The sequence below is a fragment of the Erwinia sp. ErVv1 genome (assembly GCF_900068895.1).
Classification (GTDB): domain Bacteria; phylum Pseudomonadota; class Gammaproteobacteria; order Enterobacterales; family Enterobacteriaceae; genus Erwinia.
Map to the genome: position 1 here is coordinate 295,710 of NZ_CDPK01000004.1, position 24,701 is coordinate 320,410.

A 24,701-nucleotide genomic window follows, 5' to 3' on the forward strand; every position below is an offset into this window, starting at 1 on the left:
ACTCCTCATAATCAACGATGTTTACATGGATTAGTTAAAGGAAAAATTTTATGCCAATACCCGCTTATGTTTGGCTCAAAGATGATGGTGGTGCCGATATTCGTGGCACTGTTGATGTACAGGATCGCGAAGGTAGTATTGAAATACTCGGTTTTTCGCACGGCGTTAATCTTCCAGTTGATACCGCTACGGGTAAAATTACCGGAAAATGCTCCCACGCCCCAATATCCTTTGAAAAAGAATTCGACTCATCAAGCCCCTATCTTTATAAAGCTGTATCAATAGGGCAGACGCTCAAATCAGCTGAATTCAAATGGTATCGGATCAATCATGCAAGTCAGGAAGAAGAATACTTCAATATGCTACTGGAAGGTGTAAAAGTAGTGTCAGTGAATCCTGGTATGCCAAATGCTAAAATGGCAGGAATGTCAGCGATAAACCACATGGAGTCGGTATCTTTCATGTATGAAAAGATCACCTGGAAATATTGCGACGGGAACATTTTGTTCTCTGACAGCTGGGAAGACCGTGCCTGAAGAAGTTACCGGGCGTAGCCCGATTTCGTTTATCGTAATTTGTTCAACATTTTTTCTATTAGGCGAACTGCAATCTGGTAGCCCACGATAGTTATCAGTGTACATCCGACAAGAAGTGAAATACCGATAAAACCATCTACATCATTCTCCCCAAAAGACTAGCTGCCTTGTCCCAGAATGCGAATTCACCTCTTGTAATGGGATCTGAAGGTCTTGCTACAACAAATGCGAGAACCCAGATCACAGCGCCAATGAGAATCCTAAATCCTGTTGGGACACGTTGAGCTTCCATTAAGAATTACCTCGATTGTGCCATAAGCCATTAAGCCATTAAGCCATTAAGCCATTAAGCCATTAAGCCATTAAGCCATTAAGCCATTAAGCCATTAAGCCATTAAGGAGTTTAATTTGCTGTGTAGAAAGCAGTGCCTGCCGTATGGCGAGAAAATCGGTACGATGCTGAAGTGTAATGCAACCCAGAGAAACTCCCGCAGGCCCAGGTGGATGTAGTCGAAAATTACGGCACTGTTGCAAAAATCTGAAGTTGATAAAATTATGGCCACCTTTTGCTGACGGAGCAGCGCATGAATCCATTCAAAGGCCGGCATTTTCAGCGTGACATCATTCTGTGGGCGGTACGCTGGTACTGTAAATACGGCATCAGCTACCCTGAGCTGCAGGAGATGCTGGCTGAGCGTGGTGAGAATGTCGATCACTCCACTATTTACCGCTGGGTTCAGCGTTATGCGCCTGAAATGGAAAAACGACTGCGCTGGCACTGGCGTAACCCTTCCGATCTCAACCCGTGGCACATTGATGAAACGTACGTGAAGGTGAATGGCCGGTGGGCTTATCTTTACCGGGCAGTCGACAGCAGGGGGCGCACCATCGATTTTTATCTTTCACCACGGCGTAACAGCAAAGCCGCCTATCGGTTCCTGGGGAAAATCCTCAACAAGGGGTCTGAAGCCCAACCGTACGAGATCGTACGGTTGGGCTTCAGACCCCGCCAAGCAAAGCGCGGCAGGGATTTTTCATCCGATTAGAGCCTTAGCCTTTGCTCTGATCTCAGCAAGTTCTTCAGGCGATACAGTGCCTTTTTTTGTTACTTTTCGCGCTCTCCAGTCAACACAGGTAACTTGATCGGCAAGAGCAACACTTTCGCGGCTACCCGATAGTTCTACCTCAAATGGATAGCCTTTAGCTTTAGTGGTACACGGAACGCAAAGCAGCAACCCTACGGGATTATTGTAAGAAAAAGGGCTAAGGACGACAGCAGGGCGATGGCCCCCCTGTTCGTGACCTTCTACGGGGTCAAAATCCAGCCAGATTAGATCACCAGAATTTGGTACGTAACGTGAAACCATTTAGATCAATTCCTTTCCAACTGGCGAACCAAAATCTATTTTTCCGTGAACGTTATCTGGTGTGATACCTGATAACAGTACATCCAGTGAATAATCTTTAGATTTCAATGGTACTAAAACAATTTGGCCAGCTTCATCAATTTTCAAATCGAGTTTATCTTCGACATTAAGTGCTGCTGCTTGCATTACGCTGGCTGGTATTCTGATCGATGGGCTATTGCCCCATTTTTTTAGCGTTACTGTTGTCATTAACATGTCCTCCCTCATATTTGTAGATACATTGTAGAGGATAAACAATGTATCTACAAGCATCCCCCTTCCTGCTAGACCGGGTGTTTAGCTAACTTTAAGTAGTGATATAGGTAAGGGCGAAAAGGGCACTGTTGCAAAGTTCACGATGAGGTGGCCTTTTGTTTTATTGAAAGACCTTACATTTCAAAGACCCGGCTCACCAGACGCATCTCGCCCAAAGGAGCACCATAATAAAATGCTGAGGCCTGACCTTTACGTAGTGCACGCATAGCCTCAATACCTTTGATTGTGGCGTAGGCCGTCTTCATGGATTTAAATCCCAGCGTGGCGCTGATTATCCTTTTCAGCTTGCCATGATCGCATTCTATGACGTTAATCCGGTACTTAATCTGTCGGTGTTCAACGTCAGGCGGACACCGACCTTCACGTTTGAGTAGCGCGAGGGCCCGGCCATAGGTGGGCGCTTTATCCGTGTTGATAAATCGCGGGATCTGCCACTTCTTCACGTTTTTGAGGATTTTACCCAGGAACCGGTATGCGGCTTTGCTGTTACGACGTGAGGAGAGATAAAAATCGATGGTGCGGCCCCTGCTGTCGACTGCCCGGTAAAGATAAGCCCACCGGCCATTCACCTTCACGTACGTTTCATCAATGTGCCATGGGTTGAGATCGGAAGGGTTACGCCAGTACCAGCGCAGTCGTTTTTCCATTTCAGGCGCATAACGCTGAACCCAGCGGTAAATNCACGTACGTTTCATCAATGTGCCATGGGTTGAGATCGGAAGGGTTACGCCAGTACCAGCGCAGTCGTTTTTCCATTTCAGGCGCATAACGCTGAACCCAGCGGTAAATTATCACCTCCAGATTTTTGCAACAGTGCCTCGATCTCTACGGTCAGCATTTGCGGTCACGTTACCGGGGCAGGAAAGGGGGCCTTGCGGCGGCCCCGGCCTCCCTCAGCGCGGGTCTATGAGATCAACCACCATCGACAAGATTTCGTCCATGATGTGTGGCTCGACTCTGGCCGCATAGCTGGCGCTGCGCGCCGTCAGGTCCAGCGAGCGTAGCTGATAACACAGTGCCACGCCGGTAACCTGGCCAGTATCGGTGCTGTCACCGTCAAGATAAACGGTGACGGCCTGTGAGCGGGCCGCCCCGCAACCGCTGGTGACGGGAATGCAGACCGCCGTACCGAGCGCAGCGACCAGCTCACGGGGTGAAATAACCAGGTAATAGTGCGGGCCTTTAAACTCCCGGCCCTCAACGGGGTCACCGTTGACGTGCCAGATTTCGCCTTTCTGCGGCACCCTGCGCGATACCATCAGATAGTCTCCCTGCCCTGCGGGTTATCATTCAGCCCGTCGCTGACCGCCTCGTTGAAGTCGCGGATTTCGCTCTCATCAATTCCGGCCAGCAGCTGCGCGACCGTTTTTCTGCCCCGCGCAATGCGGCCAGTTGGCCGGATGCTGACCGCCTCGCCTTCTGCGGTAACGTCCAGTACGGTTCCCACGCTCCAGCCCGCTCTCGCGGCGATATCACTGGGTATGGTCAGCACCACCGCCCCGCCCTGCTGTCTCAGTCTTGTCAGTGACATAATTGCCTCTCATAGTGTGACTTAGTTACACCTACGATACGCTTTATGTTCCACAAAGTCACACTTCCCCGGTATATTTTTGACCCTGCAGCCGGTCAGGCAGCGCCATGCGGTCGGCCAGCTGCTTGTGAGGTACCAGCTCCCCGCCATATCGCTGATGTCCAGCATCACCCGCCAGAGTTTCTCCCCCTCCCATTCCATGCGGCCTGCCCGCGGACCGCACGGGAAGCGCCGCAGCCAGGCATACACACGCATCTGCAAATCTTCCTCATACACATCCAGCTGCCGACCGTGGAGGGGGTGTGAAACGCCAGGTCGATTTCGGCCTGTGCCAGGCGGTTCTGGTAGCGTCTACGCGTCTGCTCCCGCTCCCTCGCCTCGCGTGAAAACCGCCTGTTAACCCGCAGCTCAATGCGACGGGTCTGGCGTTCGGCGGTTCGCGTCAGGGTTTCAGGAAAAAGGTTCTGTCCCGTGTATAAGGACAGCGGCAGCGGGCAACGCTCGCCCCGCGTGCGGATAAGCTCGTCCAGGCTGTAGCGCGTTTGCGGCGCAAAGCTCAGAAAATCCAGGCAGTGCCCGATGACTACTCTTCTTTCTCGATAAGGAGCGTTTCCAGCAGGTCAAGATCGTGCAGCAGTTTCTGCATGGTCTCGTTGCTGATTTTTTGCGTCGCACGCAGATGATAAAGCTCCCCGCGCTCCGCACGAAGCGCAGTCAGGCGGAAGCGGCGTTCAAGATTTTCGGCAAACAGCGCACGCTCTAAATCCTCTTTACCATCCACCCGGCGGCGCATATTGCCAATCACCCGCGAACTCACCTCTTTCAGCAGTTCAACGTCAATGTTCTCTTCGGTGTCGGCAATCAGACGCTCCTCCATTTTATGCAGGCTTTCAATCGCCGTACCCGCCATAACCGCGCGCGCCATTTGCACTTCATGTCGATGCGCCGTTTTGTCCATGCCGGGAATGCCACGCAGCAGCAGGGGCAGCAGCACTACACCCACCAGCAGGGACAGCAGGATCACGCCGGTCGCGAGGAATATCAACTCATAGCGAGCGGGATAGGCATCCCCATTGGTCAGATAGAGCGGAATGGAGAGTACACCGGCCAGCGTAATGGCACCGCGTACGCCCGCAAATGAGGCAATTAACAGCTCACGCAGCGAATAGCTGCTGAATTCCATCGGGCTCTTTTTAAGCACGCGCTTACTGATTAACTGCATCATCCACAGCCAGCTAAAACGCACTATCATCAGTGCGCCATAAATCATCACTACTGAGGCAAACAGCATCCACAACTCGACGTTAGGATCAGCCTTCGCCTGGCTTACCGAGGTATCAAGGATACCCGGCAGTTGCAGACCCAGCATCAGGAAGACCATGCCGTTAAAGACAAATTCCAGCATCTGCCAGACGCTGTTAGCACGCAGACGCATAGCAAGCGGGGCCTGACGGATAATGCCAGAGCGGGTGATTGTCATACCCGCCGCGACGGCGGCCAGGATACCGGATACGCCAATATGTTCCGCAATCAGGTAAGAGGCAAAGGGAAGCAGCAGCAGCAGCACGGTCTGGGTTGCCGGGTCGTCCCCGCTCCAGCGGCTGAACAGGCGCAGCGACTTACCATACAGCCAGCAGATTGCGATCCCGGCCAGCAGACCACCAATCGCGACCTTGCAGAACTCAAGGGTGGCGCCCGACACGGTAAACACCATCGTTCCCATCGCGACCGCAACGGCAAACTTCAGTGACACCAGGCCAGACGCGTCGTTCATCAGCGCCTCACCCTGCAGGATTGACATAATTTTTTTCGGGATGCGCCCTTCTCCGACAATGCCGGATAATGCCACGGCATCGGTGGGCGAAAGTACTGCCGCCAGGGCAAAGGCACCCAGCAGTGGAATACCCGGCACCAGCCAGTAAATCAGATAGCCAATACCCACCACGGTGATCAGCACCAGCACCAGCGCCAGACCGATAATTTCGCGTCCGTGATGCAGGAACTCGCTGGTTGGCGTCTTCCAACCGTCGGCAAAGAGCAGCGGCGGGATAAACAGCACCAAAAACAGTTCGGGGTCGAAGTCTACATGCAGCCCGAACGTAGGCCAGGCAAGTAGCGCCCCCATCGCTATCTGTACCAGCGGCAGCGGAATTTGAAAGGGAATGATGCGGGCAGCGACGCCAGACAGCGACACCACCAGCGTTAATATGAGGATAGTAAAAAAGATTTCCATGCTTTCCTTAAACGGCTTCCTGGGTTTTACACGTGATCCAATCGATTAAATCAGCTTGTTCGCTGCAATAGTAAAACAAAAAAATAGATGGTTTAAAAACAGGATGTGCGCTATCGACGCAGAATAGCCTGAAAAGTTAACGGGCCGTATTAACGGCCCCGCGAGGCATCAGATGGCCCAGCCGCCCGCATAGAAGGCCACCAGCGCGATGGCAATAATCACCGTACCTGGGTTCAACCTGCGCCACTCACCGGCAAAAATCCGACCGACAACCAGCGAACCAAAGCCGAGCATAATACCGGTAACGATGTTACAGGTCAGAACGATAAATACCGCAGCCAGCAGCCCGGACATCGCATCAACAAAGTCTTCAAAATCAATTTTTGAAACGTTGCTAAGCATCAGCAGGCCAACATACATCAGTGCCGGCGCCGTCGCATAGCCAGGCACCAGATACGCCAGGGGAGAAAGGAACAGGATCAGCAGAAACAGGATACCCACCACGATTGCCGTCAGGCCCGTTTTGCCACCCGCCGCCGTACCCGCCGCCGATTCAATATAGACAGCCGCTGGAGAAGCGCCCACCAGACCCGCAAAAATACTGCTGACGGAATCCGTGGTCAGCGCTTTGCCGCCGCTGATAATCTGATTATCTTTATCCAGCAGGTTAGCCTGTCCGGCTACGGCGCGGATGGTGCCGGTGGCGTCAAATACGGCCGTCATGACCAGCGCCAGTACGCTTGGCAGCACCGCAGGTTTGAGCGCCCCCAGAATATCCAGGCTGAAAACCAGCGAATTTCCCTGTGCATCGTGCAGGCTGGGTAGTGCAAACAGCCCCTGGTATTTCACTGCCGGATCGAAAATTAGCCCGATAACGGAAATACCAATGATGGTCAGCAGAATACCGCCAGGCACGCGCAGCTTCTCCAGCCCAAAAATGACTGCAAGCCCCAGTAACGACATAATCACCGGAAAAGAGGCGAAATCACCCAGCGCCACCGGTAAGCCCGGTGCGGGGTTCTTCACGACCAGGCCTACGCCGTCGGCCGCGATCAGCAGAAGGAAAAGCCCAATGCCGACGCCTGTCCCATGTGCCACACCCATCGGCAGGTTACGCAGGATCCAGGCCCGAATACCGGTCGCTGAAATGATGGTAAAGAGGATCCCCATCAGGAATACTGCCCCCAGCGCCACCGGCACGCTGATATGCTGACCCAGCACCAGGCTAAAAGCGGTAAAGGCCGTCAGTGAAATTGCGCAGCCAATAGCCATGGGCAGATTGGCCCACATTCCCATAATCAGCGAACCAAAACCGGCGACCAGACAGGTTGAAACAAATACCGCCGCAGGTGGGAAACCGGCCTTGCCCAGCATAGACGGAACCACAATCACCGAATAGACCATTGCCAGGAAGGTGGTCAGGCCCGCCAGAATCTCCTGACGAACGGAGCTTCCTCGCGATGAGATCTTAAACCAGGCATCTAACGTTCCGCGCGCCGGTTGTGAAGGAGTCGACATAGTGAAAATCCCCTGAAAATTTTTATGATTTATCAATGCGTGGTGCAGGAAGCACAACCGGGTTCAACGTTTACATCCTGGCCCGCTATGTTCACAGATCGCAAAAGCCCCCTCAGAGGCGACGATCGGAAAAAAGGGAAACGTTAACTACGCCACGCAAAAAAGCCGCATTGTTTAAAGCCGCATTGTTTTAAAAGGCAAACGATTATCCAGCCTTTAATGCCGCAGATTCAACTCCGATCGCGCATATATTTACGCCGACAGGGTCGTCAGGGCGGTCACCCTGCTCAGTTAGCCACCAGGGTGACTCTACCCACCCGGCATAACGCGCTCTAATAGCACTTTCTTATGATACGGTGACGCAGGAAGCCACCTGCGCCGCTCATGCTAATTTCAGGGGAAGATTTAGCCAGGGTTGACTTCGCCGCCCTGTTGCAGGGCGCGCTGCCAGGCGCTTCGGGCCTGCACTTTGCTTAACCATGCCTGAATAGCCGGTGAGTTTTCCGCCCCGCCACGCGCCGAAAACGCCTGTAGCGGAAAGCTCATTTGCACATCGGCAATACTTATCTGCGTGCCGGCAAACCATGCATTACGGCTCAGGTGCTGCTCAATGAATTCCCGATGCGTGGTCAGCTGTTTATCGAGATACGCCTTTTGCACCCCCTTGCCGAATGCGCCACCAATCGGGCGTAACAGCCAGGGCACCGGCGGTTTCCCCATCCGGCCAAAGATTAGCTTCATTACCAGCAGCGGCATCAGCGATCCTTCGGCGTAGTGCAGCCAGTAACGAGCCTGAAGACGCGCGTCATCATCAACAGGTTTTAGTCGGTTTTCGCTATCATAGCGTTCCGCAAGGTACTCAAGGATCGCGCCGGATTCCGCAATAACCCGATCGCCATCGCTAATAACCGGAGATTTGCCCAGCGGATGCACTTTTCTTAGCGCCTCGGGTGCCAACATCGACGCTTCTCGCTGATAGCGTTTGATTTCATACGCAACGTCAAGCTCCTCCAGCATCCAGAGTACGCGCTGTGAGCGGGAGTTATTCAGATGGTGAACGGTAATCATGGGCTGGCCTTATAATGATTGCGAAGCGTTGAGTATAGACCTTATGGCTCGTTCGTCGGCTCCAGCAGGATCGCACCGGTCCCCCGTTCGCCAAGACGGTCATCAGGGTTGCGCAACGGGCAGTCGGCCATAGACAGGCAGCCGCAGCCGATGCAGCCATCCAGGTCGTCGCGCAGTCGGGTCAGCGTCGCGATACGTCGATCCAGCTCTTGCCGCCAGCGTTCGGTCAGGCCTCGCCAGTCCTTAGGCGACATCCTTTTTCCCGGTGGAAATTGCAGCAGATGCTCACCAATGGTTGCCAGAGGTATACCGATGCGCTGGGCAATTTTAACAATTGCGACCCGTCGCAGTACGTCGCGGTTATAGCGCCGCTGATTTCCCGGATTGCGAAAGCTGCTGATTAATCCTTTACTTTCATAGAAATGGAGCGCTGATACGGCGACGCCACAGCGCTGTGCCACATCGCCTGGTGTCAGTTCACGCTTGTTCGCGCCGTGGAGATTTTTTTTCATTTTGCCCTTTACCTCAAGTTAACTTGAGGAATTATACTCAGCAGCCATTGAGAAGGCGACATCGTTTCTGGCGCAATTTACCCATCCGGGGCTGACAGCGCAGCTGAACCAGGGAGAAAAGACGTATGCATGACAACATCATCCACACACTGACCGACTGGATTGAGAATAATCTCGACAAAACCCTGTCAATTGATGACGTCGCCGCTAAATCGGGCTATTCAAAATGGCATCTGCAGCGGATGTTTCGCGCCGTGACCAAACAGACGCTGGGGGGATATATTCGTGAGCGCAGGTTAACGCTGGCCGCTGAAGCGCTTCGTAAGACGCAGCGGCCGGTTTTTGATATTGCGATGCAGTATGGCTATGATTCGCAGCAGACATTTTCCCGCGTCTTCCGCCGCCAGTTTTCCCTGACGCCTACCGCTTACCGCCATAGCATGCGCCGCCAGTCGCTGACCCGTCAGACCAGCTATGCCTTTGACTGCAGTGCTGGCATGGGATATCACAGCAATAGCCTGCTTTAATGCCTAAAAATTATTCAAATTTTAAAAACGAGTGATATAATGTGACCGTCGTCACACTTACATGACCTCTGGGTCAGCTTCGACTAAGGGCTTATCCTGGCAACCCTTCGTCCAAATCGCGTGATGCCACTACCTATTGTCAGGGCAGTTATTCGCGGAGTTTGAACGAGATATGGGAACCTTAACCACAAGCCTGATATTGATGAGATGGGAACTGGTGAGTGCTGTGATGATGTTTCTGGCCAGCACATTTAACGTCAGGTGCCGCAAAAGCAGCCATAACGCAATGGCCTTTATCTTTACCGGCATCGGGATTGGCATGTCCTGCTGGTTTGTAACCGGCCTGCTGGGCATGACGCTAAGCATGAGCAATCTACAAAATTTTTGGCACGTCACTAAAGATGTCTTCATCGACGTAATGAGCCACACGCCCGCCGATTACCCCATGCCTTAACCGCCCCCGTGAGCCGCAAATTCTGAGTAACAGGCGGCTCACCGTTTACCTTAACCACATCATCAGATCTTCTTAAATACAGCAGGTAGAGGCGCGGTCTCTTCCGGGCGATGCGCCCGCGGCAGCGCGGCAGATTTACGCTCCTGGAGCCACATATCACCCATCATTTTATCCAGCCCCTGTTCCAGTCCGGTGACCATCCCCGCGCCCGGCGTGAAAGTCAGCTCGCCAAAGTAGATCTGGCCCTCACTGATGTACCAGTCAACGCGAACATAATCGAAGTCACTCGCCAGCTTCTTACTTAACTCCAGAGCCTTCTCGAGCGTCTCCCGATCGCCGCTGATATCGAGACCCGTATCGCGGATCTTGTAGAAGCAGTGGCTGAGATTGTTGACGTAAAAGTTCATAGAGAGCGGCGAGTTGCCGCTGCGGTTGTAAATCACCTGCAGCACGTACTCATAATTGCCGTCTTTTTTATTGAACATATGAAACTTGTAGTCAATAGCAGCGAACTTGCCGTCGCCCACATACTGCTCCACCAGAATCCTGGGCTTGATGTAACGATAGTGGATCTCGCGTGCTTCATGCGAAAAATCACGACTCAACCACTCTTCACAGCGTTTAATCAACAGCTGTTTCTGGATGCAGTCCGGCTCATCCAGGAAGATTTCTACCATACCGGAGCCGTGGTTCGGTTTGATAACGGTATTTTTTAATGATTTAAGTCCCAGCAGCGTAATGGGATCGGCCGTTTCATACAGCAGCGGAATGAGATACTCTTCGCCGATGGTTTTTGAAATATAGTCTCTCACAAGAATTTTATCCGATAGGATCCCATAACGAACGTAGTCTCCGGTGATAAATTTACGATATAAAACCTTCTCATTAAATAACTTCGGCTGGCGAATGTTAGGTAACTTTCTAAATTTATGGAAATAATAAATTCTGTCCTGGTAGGACCATGGCATCTTTTTTAACAGATATAAGACGCCTTTTCTCAGTTCAGTTTTGAGCTTGAACATTTTTCACCTCATTTGTAGGTTTTGTAGTTAAGTGAGGAAAGCTGTATTTTAAGAATGACGGCATTCTTAAAGAAATAGTTCATTACGGTCAGGGATAAGAGTTCCGTCACAAGAACACTCCAGGCTGCGCCTGTTAACCCCCAGGAACGGATGAAAAACCAGTTGGTTGCCACGCTAATTACCACCAGTAAAATAATCTTTACCAACAGATAATTAAAACCACCCTCTTTCACCATATAGCGATAAGCTACTGTCCCCATTGCCGAAAAGCAGGTTGCTAACGACAATAACGTAACGAGATTTCCAGATTGTGTGTAGTCGTGCCCAAAGAGGACACTGATAATTCTGTCGCCAAACAGCGCAATGAAAATAAGCATCAGAAATGAGACTGCCATAACATAGCCGTAGAGCCTTGAGGCCAGCTGGATTGCAACATCTGACCGCGCCCTGAATATCTCTGTAAAGCAGGACGTAATGATCGCCACCGGGATAAAAATCCACGAGGCCGATATTGTATTCGCGGCAGTAAACAGCCCCAGCTCATGCGCTGAACCCACCCCAACCAAAAAAAACTGCGCCAGCTTCACCTGAATCGAGATAAACACGCTGGATATGGCCAGCGGCAGGCCCGCATGCAGCAGGTAGCGCAGATAGGTTTTATGTTTACGCCTGGGCGGCGGAGTAATGCTCTGTGCCTGATAAAACATGCCGCGTTTAATCAGATAGGGCACCAGCGTGACGGCAACAATCGACAGCGATAACAGTAACGGGCTGAGCTTCATCCAGGCGATGGTAAAACTGATGGCGAAGCTCAGTATCATTCCTGTGGCATTGGCGACGGTATTCATTCTCGACGCCAGCCGCGCATTATTGTAAACGCTGAAAATATCCTGTGTAACAAATATGGCTGAAAGAAAAGAGGCGATCGCAAATACCATAAAGTTTTCGCGCATGGTCAGCCAAATGTAAAGTAATACCGGTAAAGAAAGTATGAGCAAAAGCGCCATCCGCAGCTGCTTCGCTACTGCCATCAGGCGCATCCCCTTCGGCACGCTTTTGCTAATACTCTTAAATAAAATGGTCTCTGTGCCAAAAATGGCGACCGTCTGAACAATTGAAAAAAGTGAAGCAGAAAATGCTATTTGTCCAAAGACAGTAGGACCAAATGATTTCGCGACATAAGACGTCACAAATATCACGCCGAAGACGGAAACGATTTTTTCCGACATCATCCAGGCGGCGTTTGACATAACACTGTGTTTCATTAAAGCATCCTTTTGACACGAACTACTTACTGCAAAAAACGGTACATCCTTGTTTACAACAAAAGAAATTTGCTGAATTTCCCCTGGCTAAAAAAGACGCCTGAATATTTTTAATCATACAGCAGGATAGCTTTCGCTCTTAACGAAAAGCGTTATTTTAAAATACTACCTTACGGCAATAACTTTTTCTGTCTTTACCTGGTCTTGAAACCCTCGGTCTTCGTCTGAAAGTGCTGCCTGACAGTTAACAGACTCGCACAGAAAACCTCCTTCGCCTGCTGGAGAATTCTGAATTAGACACTGGTCTTGTTGTCGGCATGAAACGAATTTATAACAAAAACCCAAATATCGAAAGCTAACTCCGGCCTTTAGAAATAAAATCGGAGAAATCCCATGATGATATTTATCCATAATCCCTTAACTTAATGACTGTCATAAAAATCGCGCACTTAATGTCATTGCCCTTATTGGTTCATTAATCAGATCCATTAAATAGTGCAGTTACTCTCATCACATTATAGTTAAGAAAGGTAATAGCATTTATGAGAAAGTCACGATATAGCGAAGAGCAAATCACCAATGCCATTAAAGCTTCTGATAGTGGTGTAAAGGTTAAAGAGATTTGTGAAGAGCTGGGGATTTCTGAGGCCACGTTCTATAGCTGGAAGAAGAAATATGCCGGATTATCCTCAGAGGAAGGCAGGAAAATCAAGGAGTTGGAAGACAAAGTGCACCACTTTGAACGTGAGCTGCAGATACTCTCCTCGGATAAGGAGATGCTGCAAAGCGTTTTAAAGAACTTCTTTACCACTCACGATAAGCGGCAGGCGGTGAATTACCTTCAGGATACGTTTGAAATCGGAACCCGCCGAAGCTGCCGCCTGCTTGATATTAGCCGTAGTGTTTACCACTATCCTTACAATTGTGAAAATCACTAGGGCTTACGCAATAATCTTAAAACTCGTGACTGCTGATGCCAATTTTAAATATCTTTAATGCTAATTGAAATCTATAAATAGTTTCCGTGGAGTCGTTTTTAGTTGATGTGTTAGCTGTATCCAATTTCACCAGTTTAGCTGTGATCGCTTTTCAAATCAGATAAATACCCTTCTTTTTCATGTAGTTAAATGCGCATTTATCTTTGTTTTCAAAGATAAATGCGCAATCTATGACATTAAACCTTCTTACTGATTGTTCAACCATCCCCTCTTAGACGTGAAAAATCGTAATAATTCCCTGGTCTCAAATGATTCATAAATTTGATCCATATCAAGAGAAAACCCGCGTCACAAAACTGACATCATGGCCCCCAACCCTTACCAACCCGCACATCATGACGCCACAGCGTAATGTGCACCCAGGAAAACAATAAAGGCAAACTTAAGGATATCGCCTTTTATGCTCATTTATTAATCATTGGGCCGTCCTGAGACTGCCGTTTCCTTATGTATTGCCTCTTAACATTGACGTCCTGTCGCACTCTTTAAGGACAAAATTTGAGTTAATACTGGATTGATAAATCTTCAGTAGTCTCAGATTCAGGCGAAACGGCATTAAGTAGCTCACATTTACTGTCCATAAATATAGATGAATGCCATTAGCGATTATTCTTATAGCGGAACAATTCTGAGCTGTGCCAGACACCTGAGAAAATAAACGGCGGGTAAGGGGGCAGGAACACTCCTAAAAAAGTGTCTTACATCACAAATGTGATACAAAACCAGGGACATTACGGCCAGTCTGAAGAAGATTTTTAGAGTTAATTGCGTACTGGTGCAGGTTAATCAATGTACCAGGCGCCTCGGGATCGCTCTTATCCTGGTACCAAAAAAATATGTACTACCGGACGGTTTATGCCTCCTGATTGTCTGCTGAGCCACCAGCAAGGCCACGTTCCACGGTGGGTAATGTAGATTAGCGCCCACATCCATTAGGAATTTCCTCAACAAACCCTAAACAAACATCAACCTTAAAAACGCATTTACTCTGTGTTGATAGTGACATCTTTATAATGCCGTTTTACCCCTCCCCCCTGGAATGCAGAACATGTCTGATACTGCGGTTGCACCTCGTCAGGATACTTCCCTGACCTTTTTCCTGTCCCTGGTTACTGGCAAGCTAACGCCAGGAAGATTGTGGTTCGATCGCGACTACCGTATTAAGTATCTGTTCCGCTCGCTGGCCTACCCGATAGCCACTCAAAGGCTTGTTAGCGCCATCTCAGAGAGTCCGGTAATGCGTGATATTCTGCCGATCCAGCACACGCTACCAAGCAAAATCCATCGCCCCTACCTTTATGGTGGCATGCCGATGGTTAAACGCGCTCAGGCGATAATTGATCACTACCGCTTCGCTCAGGACCTCAGCGCGGTACGTTTACGTCAGGCGATGCTGACCAAAGAGGGCGTTGCGCTGGTTGAATTTGCGGGAAAGAACGGTGAAGCTTTCAGTATCACCCTTGCCTGTACCGGCAGCTGTGAAAGAGAGGGAGAGGTGAACCTGTTTGTGACCTGTGATGGCGTTAAACTGGCCATGCTGACCTTTGCAGTGACGGAACAGCAGGGCGTAAAGGTGCTGATTATAGGTGGTATTCAGGGAGCCCATCGCGATACGCCACATGAGTTGATCCGTGAGGCGACAAAAGCCTGCTACGGCCTGTTCCCTAAAAGATTGCTGCTGGAGACGCTGATGCTGTTTGCTGCTGCGACGGGAATTACTCAGATACAGGCGGTCAGCGACAGCGGGCATATTTTCCGCAGCCTGCGTTATCGCCTGAAGAAGAAGAGCCTCTTCCATGCGAACTATAACGAATTCTGGGAAACGCTGAACGCGCAGCCGCTGTCTGAGAATCTTTATACGCTGCCGATGCCCATCGCGCGCAAGCCGCTTGAAGACATCGCCAGTAAAAAGCGCGCTGAAGCGCGCAGGCGTTATGAACTGCTGGATACCATGGCTGAACGGTTCGCCGATCAGTGCCGCTAAGTTTTACCGGTTTACAGCCCTGTTAACCCAGGGCTACGGATTCTCTTTTGCCACATCATCGATCTTCCATCCATCGCGATCCCGATGCAGCGTTATCAGCAGCAGCTGCCTGTCGTTGGCATCGCTGCCCAGGGTCACATCCCCTGAGGCCGTTTCACCGTTAATGGTGAATTTCCCAGCGCTAACGTGATCGACCCAGCCATCGCTATAATCCTGATCCTGCAGAAAATAGTCATCATCCATGCCGTCCGGACTTTTAATCAGAACGTAGATTTTCTGTAACAGCTGCGGGGTGACGTACTCTTTCAGTAGCGGATCGCGTTCGTCAATTGGGCTTTCATCCTTACTTAACGCCGTCAGATACCAGCTGTAAAAATCTCTGCTGAGTGACTGGGGATCGGCGCTGTTTTCCTTCGCCGCAGCGTGCAGTGCAAAAAGCGCTATACCCAGCGCCAGTAACCATCTCTTCATGAAGTGCCGTCTCTGCCTGTTCATCGCTCCCTCTCACGCTTTGCTGATGTCCCTGCCCGCTGCGTCGTAAAATGCTCAGCTAATTTACTCTTTAACCTGTGAAGTCGAGCGATTTTCTGCGTTATTTTTAGTAACCGTTTATACCGGGAGGGCAACACGCCAGCGCCGCCTTATCTCTACCCGCTCACTGAGGATACCAATTTCACTCTTCCTGGTCATCCCGCAACACATTGTCATAACGTCCCCGAGCCTGACGAAACTGTGCGGCGGAGTCAATCACCCAGCGCCACAGGGGTAACATATGCACCAGCAGCCCCTTTCCCAGGGGAGTGATAGCGTACTCCACCCGCGGGCGCTTCTCCCGATAGTCGTGCCGGGAGATCAAACCATCACGTTCCAGCTGCCGCAGGGTGCGGGTGAGCATCCGCTGGGTCACACCGTCCAGACGACGGCTGATTTCTGCATGCCGCATTGGCCCCTCGGTACCCAACAGATGCACGACGCCAAGTGACCAGCGATTACCCGCATGGGTAAGAATATCCCGCTTCAGGCCATCGTCGTCATCGCTCAGCCCTTCACATACGATTTTGGAAAACTGCAGCACGGCCTCACTGTCCCACTCCATTTCGCCCCCGGTATCACTCATGTACCTAATTGTGCGTCAAACGACTGCATGTCACCCTGGTCCGACTCAACAGGAGAACAGTATGATCGATGCAACGCAACATTCATCAACGTCTATTTTAGTATTGGGTGCCGGAGAACTTGGGCTCGCGGTGCTGCGTGCGCTGAGTCAGCAGCGCCAGAGCCATACCCACATCACCGTATTACTCAGGCCTGAAGCCGCTCACGCTGCCGCCGGGAAGGGGAAAGCCCGCCTGGATGCCCTGGCCAGGCTGGGGATTAGCGTGCTGGCGGGCGATTTGCAGCAATCCACATCCGACCTGGCTGCGCTGTTCCGCCCTTTTAATGCAGTGATTAACTGTAGCGGTTTTGTCGGGGGGCCTGGAACACAGTTAAGGGTAACCCAGGCAGTCCTTGATGCAGGTATTAAACGCTATTTCCCGTGGCAGTTCGGCGTGGATTACGATGTGGTCGGAAAAGGCAGCGGTCAGCAGGTGTGGGATGAGCAGCTCGACGTCCGTCACCTGCTGCGAAGGCAAACGGCCACCGACTGGGTGATTGTCTCTACCGGCATCTTCACCAGCTATCTCTTTGAACCCTCCTTTGGCGTGGTTGAGGCCAGTACCCGGACGGTATATGCCTTAGGTGACTGGGAGTATGCTGTAACGCTGACCACGCCGGAGGATATCGGCAGACTGACCGCCGCCCTCTTCTTTTACCAGCCCGTGATACGTAATCAGGTCATTTTCATTGCCGGTGACACGCTGACCTATGCTGAGCTGGCTGATCTGATGGGAAAGGTCTGGAATAGCCGCGTCAACCGCGTACTGCTGGATAAGGAAAAACTCAATGCCGACATACGTGCGCGCCCCGATGACGTCGCGGCGAAGTATCGTCTGGCATTTGCCCGCAAAGACGGCGTGGCCTGGCGTAAAAGCGACACCTTTAATGCACAACGGGGCATTGCGACGGTGACGGCAGAGCAGTGGCTGGCAGATAATGACAGGGCAGTCGCTGGTTGATAACGGCGGGGCAGAGGCCAGGAAGGACGGGTTTTATTCTTCCATAAACCAGTAAGGCCCCGCGTTGACGGAGCCTTACCTGCTAAGACAACCAGAGAATTTCTGGCTGCCCTAAAACGGACTCTTGCCCGCTAACGACATATTCTCAGACGAGAATCAAAATGGGATATCGTCATCAAAATCCATCGGAGGTTCGCTGCTGGCCGGTGCGTTGTTCTGCTGAGGCTGCGGGCGGGATGGCTGTGAACCGCCGCTAAACTGGTTACCGCCGCCCTGCTGTGGCTGCTGTGGCTGGCCCCAACCGTTGTTATTGTTGCTGCCGCCCTGACCGCCGCCAGCTGGCGCGCCTGCACCGCCGTTCTGACGGCCACCGAGCATTTGCATGGTGCCACCAACGTTAACCACGACCTCGGTGGTGTATTTTTCCACGCCCGCCTGATCGGTCCATTTACGCGTCTGCAGTGCACCCTCGATATAAACCTGAGAGCCTTTACGCAGGTACTCACCGGCAACTTCTGCCAGCTTGCCGAACAGCACGACGCGGTGCCATTCCGTCTTCTCTTTGGTTTCGCCGGTCTGCTTGTCACGCCAGCTTTCGGACGTGGCGAGGGTAATGTTGGCAACGGCGCCGCCATTCGGCATGTAGCGGACTTCCGGGTCCTGACCCAGATTTCCGACCAGAATCACTTTGTTTACGCCTCTGCTGGCCATGTACGTCTCTCCGATAATTGTTCTGCTTTAAGTCTAAGCCGAAAATTCTAACATGGCGTACCTTTATATCCTACTTTCAGATGTGGGTCTCAGAGGCTTTATACGGCTTGCCGCATTGCAGCGAGCGGCCTGCGCGGGATCGTAAATTTTTAAGTCGGGGGCATGATAGCCGTTGGGATCCTGTCCCCCGGGCTGCGCCAGAACACTGTATATTCAATCAGGTTTTTTTGTGCCATACTTACAGGCTTCATTCTGGCCGTGCCGGACCGGCATGGCGAGGTCTGTGTTAATCCGGGAATTGTGAATGGATAAGATCGAAGTACGGGGTGCACGCACCCATAATTTGAAAAATATTAACCTGATCATCCCTCGCGACAAACTGATCGTTGTCACAGGCCTGTCAGGCTCCGGTAAGTCTTCGCTGGCGTTCGATACGCTGTACGCCGAAGGACAGCGCCGCTACGTTGAGTCCCTATCTGCTTATGCCCGGCAGTTTCTCTCTTTAATGGAGAAGCCGGATGTCGATCATATAGAAGGGCTGTCGCCAGCCATCTCCATTGAGCAGAAGTCTACCTCGCATAACCCGCGCTCCACCGTCGGTACGATCACTGAAATTCATGACTACCTGCGCCTGCTGTTTGCCCGCGTGGGTGAGCCGCGCTGCCCCGATCACGACGTGACGCTGGCCGCGCAGACCGTCAGCCAGATGGTTGATAACGTGCTGGCGCTGCCGGAAGGCCGCCGGCTAATGCTGCTGGCCCCGATTGTGAAAGAGCGTAAGGGTGAGCATACCAAGACGCTGGAAAACCTTGCATCGCAGGGCTATATCCGCGCCCGCATTGATGGCGAGGTCTGCGATCTCTCCGATCCGCCCAAGCTGGAGTTGCAGAAGAAGCACACCATCGAAGTCGTCGTGGATCGTTTCAAGGTGCGCGACGATTTGCAGCAGCGCCTTGCTGAATCCTTTGAAACCGCGCTCGAGCTCTCCGGCGGTACGGTGGTGGTTGCCGATATGGACGACCCTGAAGTGGAAGAGCTGGTGTTCTCCGCCAACTTCGCCTGCCCCGTCTGTGGCTATAGCATGAGCGAGCTGGAACCGCGCCTGTTCTCATTTAACAATCCGGCCGGTGCCTGTCCGACCTGCGACGGTCTCGGTGTACAGCAGTATTTTGATCCGGATCGTGTGGTACAGAATCCTGAGCTGTCGCTGGCCGGCGGTGCGATCCGCGGCTGGGATCGCCGTAATTTCTACTACTTCCAGATGCTGCGTTCGCTGGCCGAGCACCTGAACTTCGATATTGAAGCTTCATTTGGCTCGCTAAGTGAGAAAGCCCGTCAGGTGATCCTCTACGGATCCGGCAAAGAGACTATTGAGTTTAAATATATTAACGACCGCGGTGACACCTCGGTACGCCGCCACGCGTTTGAAGGCGTGCTGCATAATATGGAGCGCCGTTATAAAGAGACGGAATCTTCCGCCGTGCGTGAGGATCTGGCTAAGTTTATCAGCAACCGCTCCTGCGCCAGCTGTCACGGTACCCGTCTGCGTCGTGAAGCGCGGCACGTCTACGTTGAGAACACCACGCTGCCGACAATCTCTGATATGAGCATCGGCCATGCGATGGATTTCTTCCTGAATATGCAGCTCAGCGGTCAGCGCGCGAAAATCGCCGAAAAGGTGCTTAAGGAGATTGGCGACCGGCTGAAGTTCCTGGTCAACGTCGGACTGAACTACCTCTCTCTCTCCCGCTCTGCCGAAACCCTTTCCGGCGGTGAGGCGCAGCGTATCCGCCTCGCCAGCCAGATTGGTGCCGGGCTGGTCGGCGTGATGTACGTGCTGGATGAGCCGTCAATCGGTCTTCATCAGCGCGACAACGAACGCCTGCTGGAGACGCTGGTTCACCTGCGGAACCTGGGGAATACGGTCATTGTGGTCGAGCATGATGAAGACGCGATCCGCGCCGCTGACCACGTTATTGATATCGGGCCAGGCGCTGGTGTCCACGGCGGTCAGGTGGTGGCAGAAGGAACGGTGGACGATATCATGGCGGTCGAAGCCTCTCTCACCGGTCAGTACCTTAGCGGCAAGCGCGAGATCGCCATACCCAAAGAGCGGGTTAAAGCCGATCCTGCGAAGGTATTAAAGCTGACCGGGGCCAAAGGCAACAACCTGAAAGACGTGACCCTCACGCTGCCGGTAGGCCTGTTTAGCTGCATCACCGGCGTATCCGGGTCGGGTAAATCGACCCTGATCAACGATACCCTGTTCCCTATCGCTCAGCGTCAGCTGAATGGTGCAACGCTTGCTGAACCGGCGCCGTACCGCGATATCAGCGGGATGGAACACTTCGATAAGGTTATCGACATTGACCAGAGCCCGATTGGCCGCACGCCGCGATCGAATCCGGCAACCTACACGGGAATATTCACCCCGGTACGCGAGCTGTTCGCCGGCGTTCCCGAGTCGCGTACGCGCGGCTATACGCCGGGTCGCTTCAGCTTTAACGTCCGTGGTGGGCGCTGCGAGGCCTGCCAGGGCGATGGCGTCATTAAGGTAGAGATGCACTTCCTGCCGGATATCTACGTGCCGTGCGACCAGTGCAAGGGCAAGCGCTATAACCGCGAAACGCTGGAGGTCAAATATAAAGGCCGAAGCATCCATGAAGTGCTGGAAATGACCATTGAAGAGGCGCGTGAATTCTTCGATGCCGTACCGGCACTGGCGCGTAAGCTGCAAACGCTGATCGACGTAGGTCTTTCCTATATCCGCCTTGGCCAGTCAGCCACCACGCTTTCCGGCGGGGAGGCGCAGCGCGTGAAGCTGGCGCGCGAGCTGTCCAAGCGCGGCACCGGCCAGACGCTCTATATCCTTGACGAGCCGACTACCGGCCTGCACTTTGCCGATATTCAACAGCTGCTGGAGGTGCTGCATCAGCTGCGCGATCAGGGCAATACCATTGTGGTGATTGAGCACAATCTGGACGTGATTAAAACCGCAGACTGGATTGTCGACCTGGGTCCTGAGGGCGGCAGCGGCGGCGGTGAAATACTGGTTTCCGGCACCCCGGAAACGGTCGCGAAATGCAAAGCATCGCACACGGCCCGCTTTCTCAAGCCTTTATTAAAAATGAAATAATATGGAGCCGGGGCGGTACTTTCCGCCCCATTCTTCACCCACTTCCCCACAATCTTGCAGGATCAGGCAAGATTTAAACAGGTTCAGACATACCCGCTTTCACCTGCACTGACTATCCTTAACGTTCAGATTTCTGCGTTACGTTCACGACACTTTTCATTAGCTGGAGATACCATGAATATTACGCATGCCTGGGCAGCACAGGACGCTAAATCCAAACTGGCTCCCTTTGAGTATCAGCCGCGCGAGCTGCGCGATCACGATGTGCAGATCGAAGTTTTATTCTGTGGCGTTTGCCACTCAGACCTCCATCAGGCCCGCAACGAGTGGAAAAACACCGTTTTTCCCGTCGTCCCAGGCCATGAAATTGTCGGTCGTGTCACCGCCGTCGGCGGCCACGCGAAAAAATATAAAGTGGGCGATTTGGTCGGCGTAGGCTGTCTGGTCGACTCCTGTCGCACCTGCGACAGCTGTAAAGAAGATTTGGAGCAGTTTTGCGAAAACGGCTTTACCGGCACCTATAACGGTAAAGATCGCGTTACCGGCGACATCACCTACGGCGGCTACTCTACGCAGGTTGTGGTAACCGAAGACTTCGTGCTGCGCATCCCGGAAAACCTTGATCCGGCTGCCGCCGCACCGCTGCTGTGCGCCGGTATCACCACCTTCTCCCCGCTTAACCACTGGGGCGTGGGCCCGGGCAAAAAGGTCGGGATTGTCGGTCTGGGTGGTTTAGGCCATATGGGTGTGAAAATTGCCCATGCGATGGGCGCACACGTCGTACTGTTCACCACCTCCCCTTCTAAAATTGAAGACGGTAAGCGCCTGGGCGCGGATGAAGTGGTTATCTCTAAAGATCCCGAGCAGATGGCAGCACAGGCCAACAGCTTTGACTTTATCCTGAACACCGTAGCGGCTCAGCACGATCTGAACCCGTTTATTAACCTGCTGCGCCGTGACGGTACCATGACGCTGGTTGGTGTACCGGAGCATGACCACCCGGCACCTCAGGTGGTTAACCTGGTGTTCAAACGTCGTAGCGTTGCTGGTTCACTGATTGGCGGGATTAAAGAAACCCAGGAAATGCTGGATTTCTGTGGTAAGCACAATATCACTTCCGATATTGAGATGATTAAAATTGATGAGATCAACGAAGCCTACGAACGTATGCTGAAAAGCGATGTGAAATATCGCTTTGTGATCGACATTGATTCACTGCGCAGCTAACAGGCCGCGCGAAACCTGAAACGGGGCGAAGCGATTCGCCCCGTTTTACAATTTCATCTACCGCTGATTTAAACTGCTTAGTGCGCCGTTCTACTGTTAAGCGCCTGCTGCCATGAGGCATCCACCAGGTAGTAGATCTGCGAATCCTTCAGCGTTCCGTCCAGCAGCACCGTGCTCCAGTGCGACTTGTTCAAATGTTCACTGGGCCGTACGTCACTGTGTGAGTCCCGCAACAGCTCAGCCAGCGCGGGTGTGGACTTCAGCGCTACCGCTGGACGTCCCTCAACTTCATGCACCAAAGCGAACAACACATCATCGAGTTTAATTTGCGTCGCTTTCCAGCCGCTGTGCACGCTCTGTTCCGCGCCCGGCTTATCCATACAGTAAGTAAGAAGATCCGAAACAGTCATACTCTCTTATTCTCCTTGCAGCGTGGCAACGATGCGCCGGGTACCACCCTGTATTCGGTGTTCCCCCAGCCAGATCCCCTGCCAGGTGCCGAGTACCAGCTGCCCCCGGGCAACGGGCAGCGTCAGTGACACCCCCAGCAGCGATGATTTTATATGCGCTGGCATATCGTCTGCTCCCTCATAGTCATGCTGGTAGGGGGCGTTATCCGGCACCGCGCGCAGGAAATGCTGCTCCATATCGCTTCTTACCGTAGGGTCACAGTTTTCATTCAGCGTCAGGGATGCCGAGGTATGTTGTAGCAGCAAATGCAGCATCCCTACCTGTACGTCTTTCAGGCGACGCAGCTCACCCAGCACTTCATCAGTGACCAGGTGAAATCCGCGCGGTTTTGCGCTTAACGTTAGCGTTTGCTGATACCACATCATACGGCTCCTTCAGGAAATATAGGCATTACATCACAGCGGCAAAAGCTTCAGCCACCAGATGAACGTTTTTGTCGTTCAGGCCTGCGACACACATACGTCCGCTGGTAAGCAGATAGATGCCGAACTCATTACGCAGCCGGTCAACCTGTGCAGCGCTCAGGCCAGTGTAGCTAAACATGCCGCGCTGTTTCACAAGGTAGTCGAAGTTTTTACCGGGCACGGCGGTGGAGAGCACGTCGACCAGCGTCTGGCGCATAGCCAGAATCCGCAGGCGCATGGCTTCCACCTCTTTCAGCCAGCTCGCCTTAAGCTGTGCATCATTCAGCACGCATGACACCACCTGCGCGCCGAAGTTAGGCGGGCTGGAGTAGTTGCGCCTGACGGTCGCTTTCAGCTGGCCCAGCACGCGCGAGGCCTCTTCCGCATCGTTACAGACCACGGAGAGGGCGCCCACACGCTCACCATACAGCGAGAATATTTTGGAGAAAGAGTTGCTGACCAGGGCGGGCAATCCGGCGGAGGCAATGGCGCGAATGGCGTAGGCATCGTCCTCCATTCCGGCCCCAAACCCCTGGTAGGCAATATCCAGGAAGGGGATCAGGTCGCGTCCTTTCAGTACGCCGGTCACCACGTCCCACTGATCGTTAGTCAGATCGGCACCAGTGGGGTTATGACAGCACGGGTGCAGCAACACGATACTTTTCGGCGGCAGGGTTTTCAGTGTGGCAACCAGCTCGTCAAACTTCACGCCGTTGGTGGTGTCGTCATACCACGGATAGGCATTGACCTCAAAACCGGCGCCGGAGAAGATCGCCACGTGGTTTTCCCAGGTAGGATCGCTGACCCACACCTGTGACTGTGGAAAATAGGCCTTCAGAAAATCGGCACCAATTTTGAGTGCGCCGGAGCCGCCAACGGTCTGGATAGTGGCAATACGCCCCGCTGTCAGCGCCGGGTGATCCTGACCAAACAGCAGCGGTGCAACAGCGCTTCGGTACGCAGGCAGGCCATCCATAGGCAGATACTGAGAGGCACCAGATGCCTGAGCGGTCAGACGGGCCTCAGCCCCGGCAACCGCATTCAGCTGTGGAACCGCACCCTGTGCGTCATAGTACAGCCCGATGCTCAGGTTCACCTTGTGGGGTCGCGAATCCTGCTTAAATGTCTCCATCAGGGAGAGAATTGGATCGCCGGCATAGGCATCAACGTTTTGAAACACGGTGCAGATCTCCATTTAATGATTGGGCAGTTCAGGTGCTCCAACGGGAAGCCCCTCAAATCTCGACGTTCTGCTATGGCAGGGCGGGGCTCAACCGATTAGGGATTAATCGCCTGGTTCAGCGT

At 52.6% G+C, this 24,701-nt stretch carries 27 protein-coding genes and 3 pseudogenes; 9 read left to right on the plus strand and 21 right to left on the minus strand.

All coding sequences use genetic code 11. The features are described 5' to 3' along the window. The first annotated feature begins 50 nt into the window (after positions 1-50). Complete coding sequence (locus tag A1830_RS08405) at positions 51-536, plus strand: Hcp family type VI secretion system effector (protein WP_067704419.1); 486 nt, start codon at positions 51-53, stop codon at positions 534-536. Positions 537-914: 378 nt separating this feature from the next. On the opposite strand, the gene A1830_RS21290 is transcribed toward A1830_RS08405, so the two are convergent. Next, on the minus strand, positions 915-1,130 hold the full coding sequence (locus A1830_RS21290) for a tlde1 domain-containing protein (RefSeq protein WP_082804129.1): 216 nt from the start codon (positions 1,128-1,130) through the stop codon (positions 915-917). Here A1830_RS21290 and A1830_RS08410 point away from each other — a divergent pair. Next, positions 1,121-1,531 (plus strand): annotated as a pseudogene (locus A1830_RS08410) (IS6 family transposase); the annotation flags it as partial. The gene A1830_RS21290 and the pseudogene A1830_RS08410 overlap by 10 nt on opposite strands. A 39-nt stretch (positions 1,532-1,570) precedes the next feature. Here A1830_RS08410 and mazF read toward each other — a convergent pair. From mazF to soxR, 12 genes and pseudogenes are all read right to left on the minus strand, one after another. Beyond that, on the minus strand, positions 1,571-1,903 hold the full coding sequence (mazF, locus tag A1830_RS08415; protein ID WP_064645507.1) for an endoribonuclease MazF: 333 nt from the start codon (positions 1,901-1,903) through the stop codon (positions 1,571-1,573). Further along, positions 1,904-2,215, minus strand: coding sequence for an AbrB/MazE/SpoVT family DNA-binding domain-containing protein (locus tag A1830_RS08420; RefSeq protein ID WP_369815696.1), 312 nt, complete (start codon positions 2,213-2,215; stop codon positions 1,904-1,906). Between the two features lie 116 nt (positions 2,216-2,331). Beyond that, positions 2,332-2,901: pseudogene (locus A1830_RS08425) on the minus strand (IS6 family transposase); the annotation flags it as partial. Between the two features lie 27 nt (positions 2,902-2,928). Continuing rightward, a pseudogene (locus A1830_RS23930) lies at positions 2,929-3,007 on the minus strand (IS6 family transposase); the annotation flags it as partial. A gap of 104 nt (positions 3,008-3,111) precedes the next feature. Beyond that, positions 3,112-3,477 (minus strand): type II toxin-antitoxin system PemK/MazF family toxin, encoded by a 366-nt coding sequence (locus A1830_RS08430; protein WP_067704424.1) that lies wholly within the window; start codon positions 3,475-3,477, stop codon positions 3,112-3,114. Continuing rightward, complete coding sequence (locus A1830_RS08435) at positions 3,477-3,749, minus strand: AbrB/MazE/SpoVT family DNA-binding domain-containing protein (RefSeq protein ID WP_067704427.1); 273 nt, start codon at positions 3,747-3,749, stop codon at positions 3,477-3,479. The genes A1830_RS08430 and A1830_RS08435 overlap by 1 nt, the downstream gene beginning before the upstream one ends. A gap of 58 nt (positions 3,750-3,807) precedes the next feature. Next, entirely contained in the window at positions 3,808-3,945 is a 138-nt protein-coding gene (locus A1830_RS23260) for a hypothetical protein (RefSeq protein ID WP_231877591.1), read from the minus strand. Continuing rightward, positions 3,917-4,330 carry a plasmid SOS inhibition protein A gene (locus tag A1830_RS23935; protein WP_082804124.1) on the minus strand — a complete coding sequence of 138 codons (414 nt, stop codon included), beginning with the start codon at positions 4,328-4,330 and terminating at the stop codon, positions 3,917-3,919. The genes A1830_RS23260 and A1830_RS23935 overlap by 29 nt, the downstream gene beginning before the upstream one ends. A 2-nt stretch (positions 4,331-4,332) precedes the next feature. Continuing rightward, the gene (locus A1830_RS08440; RefSeq protein ID WP_067704431.1) at positions 4,333-5,982 is read right to left on the minus strand and encodes a Na+/H+ antiporter; all 1,650 of its coding nucleotides are present in this window, start codon (positions 5,980-5,982) and stop codon (positions 4,333-4,335) included. 168 nt (positions 5,983-6,150) lie between these two features. Then, complete coding sequence (locus tag A1830_RS08445) at positions 6,151-7,500, minus strand: NCS2 family permease (protein ID WP_067704435.1); 1,350 nt, start codon at positions 7,498-7,500, stop codon at positions 6,151-6,153. 405 nt (positions 7,501-7,905) lie between these two features. Further along, positions 7,906-8,568: a glutathione S-transferase family protein gene (locus A1830_RS08450; RefSeq protein ID WP_067704438.1), complete on the minus strand. Its 663-nt coding sequence runs from the start codon at positions 8,566-8,568 to the stop codon at positions 7,906-7,908. Positions 8,569-8,609: 41 nt separating this feature from the next. Beyond that, the gene (gene soxR, locus A1830_RS08455) at positions 8,610-9,080 is read right to left on the minus strand and encodes a redox-sensitive transcriptional activator SoxR (RefSeq protein ID WP_067704442.1); all 471 of its coding nucleotides are present in this window, start codon (positions 9,078-9,080) and stop codon (positions 8,610-8,612) included. 125 nt (positions 9,081-9,205) lie between these two features. On the opposite strand from soxR, the gene soxS reads away from it, so the two are divergent. Next, entirely contained in the window at positions 9,206-9,607 is a 402-nt protein-coding gene (gene soxS, locus A1830_RS08460) for a superoxide response transcriptional regulator SoxS (protein ID WP_067704445.1), read from the plus strand. A 172-nt stretch (positions 9,608-9,779) separates the two neighbouring features. Next, positions 9,780-10,061 (plus strand): YjcB family protein, encoded by a 282-nt coding sequence (locus tag A1830_RS08465; RefSeq protein WP_067704448.1) that lies wholly within the window; start codon positions 9,780-9,782, stop codon positions 10,059-10,061. Between the two features lie 62 nt (positions 10,062-10,123). On the opposite strand, the gene A1830_RS08470 is transcribed toward A1830_RS08465, so the two are convergent. Together A1830_RS08470 and A1830_RS08475 are read right to left on the minus strand one after the other, a co-directional pair. Beyond that, entirely contained in the window at positions 10,124-11,083 is a 960-nt protein-coding gene (locus tag A1830_RS08470) for an ATP-grasp fold amidoligase family protein (protein ID WP_067704452.1), read from the minus strand. A gap of 8 nt (positions 11,084-11,091) precedes the next feature. After that, positions 11,092-12,348: an MATE family efflux transporter gene (locus A1830_RS08475; protein ID WP_067704455.1), complete on the minus strand. Its 1,257-nt coding sequence runs from the start codon at positions 12,346-12,348 to the stop codon at positions 11,092-11,094. Positions 12,349-12,890: 542 nt separating this feature from the next. Here A1830_RS08475 and A1830_RS08480 point away from each other — a divergent pair. Together A1830_RS08480 and A1830_RS08485 are read left to right on the plus strand one after the other, a co-directional pair. Next, on the plus strand, positions 12,891-13,286 hold the full coding sequence (locus tag A1830_RS08480) for a transposase (RefSeq protein WP_067704458.1): 396 nt from the start codon (positions 12,891-12,893) through the stop codon (positions 13,284-13,286). 1,108 nt (positions 13,287-14,394) lie between these two features. Continuing rightward, on the plus strand, positions 14,395-15,330 hold the full coding sequence (locus A1830_RS08485) for a VirK/YbjX family protein (protein ID WP_067704461.1): 936 nt from the start codon (positions 14,395-14,397) through the stop codon (positions 15,328-15,330). A 33-nt stretch (positions 15,331-15,363) separates the two neighbouring features. Here A1830_RS08485 and A1830_RS08490 read toward each other — a convergent pair whose 3' ends face one another. Both A1830_RS08490 and A1830_RS08495 read right to left on the minus strand, forming a co-directional pair. After that, on the minus strand, positions 15,364-15,801 hold the full coding sequence (locus A1830_RS08490; RefSeq protein ID WP_067704464.1) for a DUF3828 domain-containing protein: 438 nt from the start codon (positions 15,799-15,801) through the stop codon (positions 15,364-15,366). Between the two features lie 202 nt (positions 15,802-16,003). After that, entirely contained in the window at positions 16,004-16,426 is a 423-nt protein-coding gene (locus A1830_RS08495) for a winged helix-turn-helix transcriptional regulator (RefSeq protein ID WP_067704686.1), read from the minus strand. An 82-nt stretch (positions 16,427-16,508) separates the two neighbouring features. Between A1830_RS08495 and A1830_RS08500 the strand changes: the two genes are divergently transcribed. Then, positions 16,509-17,447, plus strand: coding sequence for an aromatic alcohol reductase (locus A1830_RS08500; RefSeq protein WP_156484965.1), 939 nt, complete (start codon positions 16,509-16,511; stop codon positions 17,445-17,447). 156 nt (positions 17,448-17,603) lie between these two features. On the opposite strand, the gene A1830_RS08505 is transcribed toward A1830_RS08500, so the two are convergent. After that, entirely contained in the window at positions 17,604-18,158 is a 555-nt protein-coding gene (locus A1830_RS08505; RefSeq protein WP_067704468.1) for a single-stranded DNA-binding protein, read from the minus strand. 304 nt (positions 18,159-18,462) lie between these two features. Between A1830_RS08505 and uvrA the strand changes: the two genes are divergently transcribed. Both uvrA and A1830_RS08515 read left to right on the plus strand, forming a co-directional pair. Continuing rightward, a complete protein-coding gene (gene uvrA, locus A1830_RS08510; protein WP_067704472.1) occupies positions 18,463-21,294 on the plus strand; it encodes an excinuclease ABC subunit UvrA in 2,832 nt (943 codons plus the stop codon). Positions 21,295-21,468: 174 nt separating this feature from the next. After that, the gene (locus A1830_RS08515; protein WP_067704476.1) at positions 21,469-22,521 is read left to right on the plus strand and encodes an NAD(P)-dependent alcohol dehydrogenase; all 1,053 of its coding nucleotides are present in this window, start codon (positions 21,469-21,471) and stop codon (positions 22,519-22,521) included. Positions 22,522-22,598: 77 nt separating this feature from the next. On the opposite strand, the gene A1830_RS08520 is transcribed toward A1830_RS08515, so the two are convergent. Genes A1830_RS08520 through A1830_RS08530 form a run of 3 tightly spaced genes read right to left on the minus strand, consistent with a single transcriptional unit; the run spans position 22,599 to position 24,576 of the window. Beyond that, positions 22,599-22,931 carry an MmcQ/YjbR family DNA-binding protein gene (locus A1830_RS08520; protein ID WP_067704480.1) on the minus strand — a complete coding sequence of 111 codons (333 nt, stop codon included), beginning with the start codon at positions 22,929-22,931 and terminating at the stop codon, positions 22,599-22,601. A gap of 6 nt (positions 22,932-22,937) precedes the next feature. Then, positions 22,938-23,354 carry a secondary thiamine-phosphate synthase enzyme YjbQ gene (locus A1830_RS08525; protein WP_067704484.1) on the minus strand — a complete coding sequence of 139 codons (417 nt, stop codon included), beginning with the start codon at positions 23,352-23,354 and terminating at the stop codon, positions 22,938-22,940. A gap of 28 nt (positions 23,355-23,382) precedes the next feature. Continuing rightward, the gene (locus tag A1830_RS08530; RefSeq protein ID WP_156484966.1) at positions 23,383-24,576 is read right to left on the minus strand and encodes an amino acid aminotransferase; all 1,194 of its coding nucleotides are present in this window, start codon (positions 24,574-24,576) and stop codon (positions 23,383-23,385) included. Positions 24,577-24,701: the final 125 nt, after the last annotated feature.

Coding starts and splice junctions, on each gene's coding strand:
- A1830_RS08405 (WP_067704419.1), top strand. CDS start 51: ATGCCAATACCCGCTTATGTTTGGCTCAAAGATGATGGTGGTGCCGAT.
- A1830_RS21290 (WP_082804129.1), bottom strand. CDS start 1,130: ATGGATTCATGCGCTGCTCCGTCAGCAAAAGGTGGCCATAATTTTATC.
- mazF (WP_064645507.1), bottom strand. CDS start 1,903: ATGGTTTCACGTTACGTACCAAATTCTGGTGATCTAATCTGGCTGGAT.
- A1830_RS08420 (WP_369815696.1), bottom strand. CDS start 2,215: ATGCTTGTAGATACATTGTTTATCCTCTACAATGTATCTACAAATATG.
- A1830_RS08430 (WP_067704424.1), bottom strand. CDS start 3,477: ATGGTATCGCGCAGGGTGCCGCAGAAAGGCGAAATCTGGCACGTCAAC.
- A1830_RS08435 (WP_067704427.1), bottom strand. CDS start 3,749: ATGTCACTGACAAGACTGAGACAGCAGGGCGGGGCGGTGGTGCTGACC.
- A1830_RS23260 (WP_231877591.1), bottom strand. CDS start 3,945: ATGGGAGGGGGAGAAACTCTGGCGGGTGATGCTGGACATCAGCGATAT.
- A1830_RS08440 (WP_067704431.1), bottom strand. CDS start 5,982: ATGGAAATCTTTTTTACTATCCTCATATTAACGCTGGTGGTGTCGCTG.
- A1830_RS08445 (WP_067704435.1), bottom strand. CDS start 7,500: ATGTCGACTCCTTCACAACCGGCGCGCGGAACGTTAGATGCCTGGTTT.
- A1830_RS08450 (WP_067704438.1), bottom strand. CDS start 8,568: ATGATTACCGTTCACCATCTGAATAACTCCCGCTCACAGCGCGTACTC.
- soxR (WP_067704442.1), bottom strand. CDS start 9,080: ATGAAAAAAAATCTCCACGGCGCGAACAAGCGTGAACTGACACCAGGC.
- soxS (WP_067704445.1), top strand. CDS start 9,206: ATGCATGACAACATCATCCACACACTGACCGACTGGATTGAGAATAAT.
- A1830_RS08465 (WP_067704448.1), top strand. CDS start 9,780: ATGGGAACCTTAACCACAAGCCTGATATTGATGAGATGGGAACTGGTG.
- A1830_RS08470 (WP_067704452.1), bottom strand. CDS start 11,083: ATGTTCAAGCTCAAAACTGAACTGAGAAAAGGCGTCTTATATCTGTTA.
- A1830_RS08475 (WP_067704455.1), bottom strand. CDS start 12,348: ATGAAACACAGTGTTATGTCAAACGCCGCCTGGATGATGTCGGAAAAA.
- A1830_RS08480 (WP_067704458.1), top strand. CDS start 12,891: ATGAGAAAGTCACGATATAGCGAAGAGCAAATCACCAATGCCATTAAA.
- A1830_RS08485 (WP_067704461.1), top strand. CDS start 14,395: ATGTCTGATACTGCGGTTGCACCTCGTCAGGATACTTCCCTGACCTTT.
- A1830_RS08490 (WP_067704464.1), bottom strand. CDS start 15,801: ATGAAGAGATGGTTACTGGCGCTGGGTATAGCGCTTTTTGCACTGCAC.
- A1830_RS08495 (WP_067704686.1), bottom strand. CDS start 16,426: ATGGAGTGGGACAGTGAGGCCGTGCTGCAGTTTTCCAAAATCGTATGT.
- A1830_RS08500 (WP_156484965.1), top strand. CDS start 16,509: ATGATCGATGCAACGCAACATTCATCAACGTCTATTTTAGTATTGGGT.
- A1830_RS08505 (WP_067704468.1), bottom strand. CDS start 18,158: ATGGCCAGCAGAGGCGTAAACAAAGTGATTCTGGTCGGAAATCTGGGT.
- uvrA (WP_067704472.1), top strand. CDS start 18,463: ATGGATAAGATCGAAGTACGGGGTGCACGCACCCATAATTTGAAAAAT.
- A1830_RS08515 (WP_067704476.1), top strand. CDS start 21,469: ATGAATATTACGCATGCCTGGGCAGCACAGGACGCTAAATCCAAACTG.
- A1830_RS08520 (WP_067704480.1), bottom strand. CDS start 22,931: ATGACTGTTTCGGATCTTCTTACTTACTGTATGGATAAGCCGGGCGCG.
- A1830_RS08525 (WP_067704484.1), bottom strand. CDS start 23,354: ATGTGGTATCAGCAAACGCTAACGTTAAGCGCAAAACCGCGCGGATTT.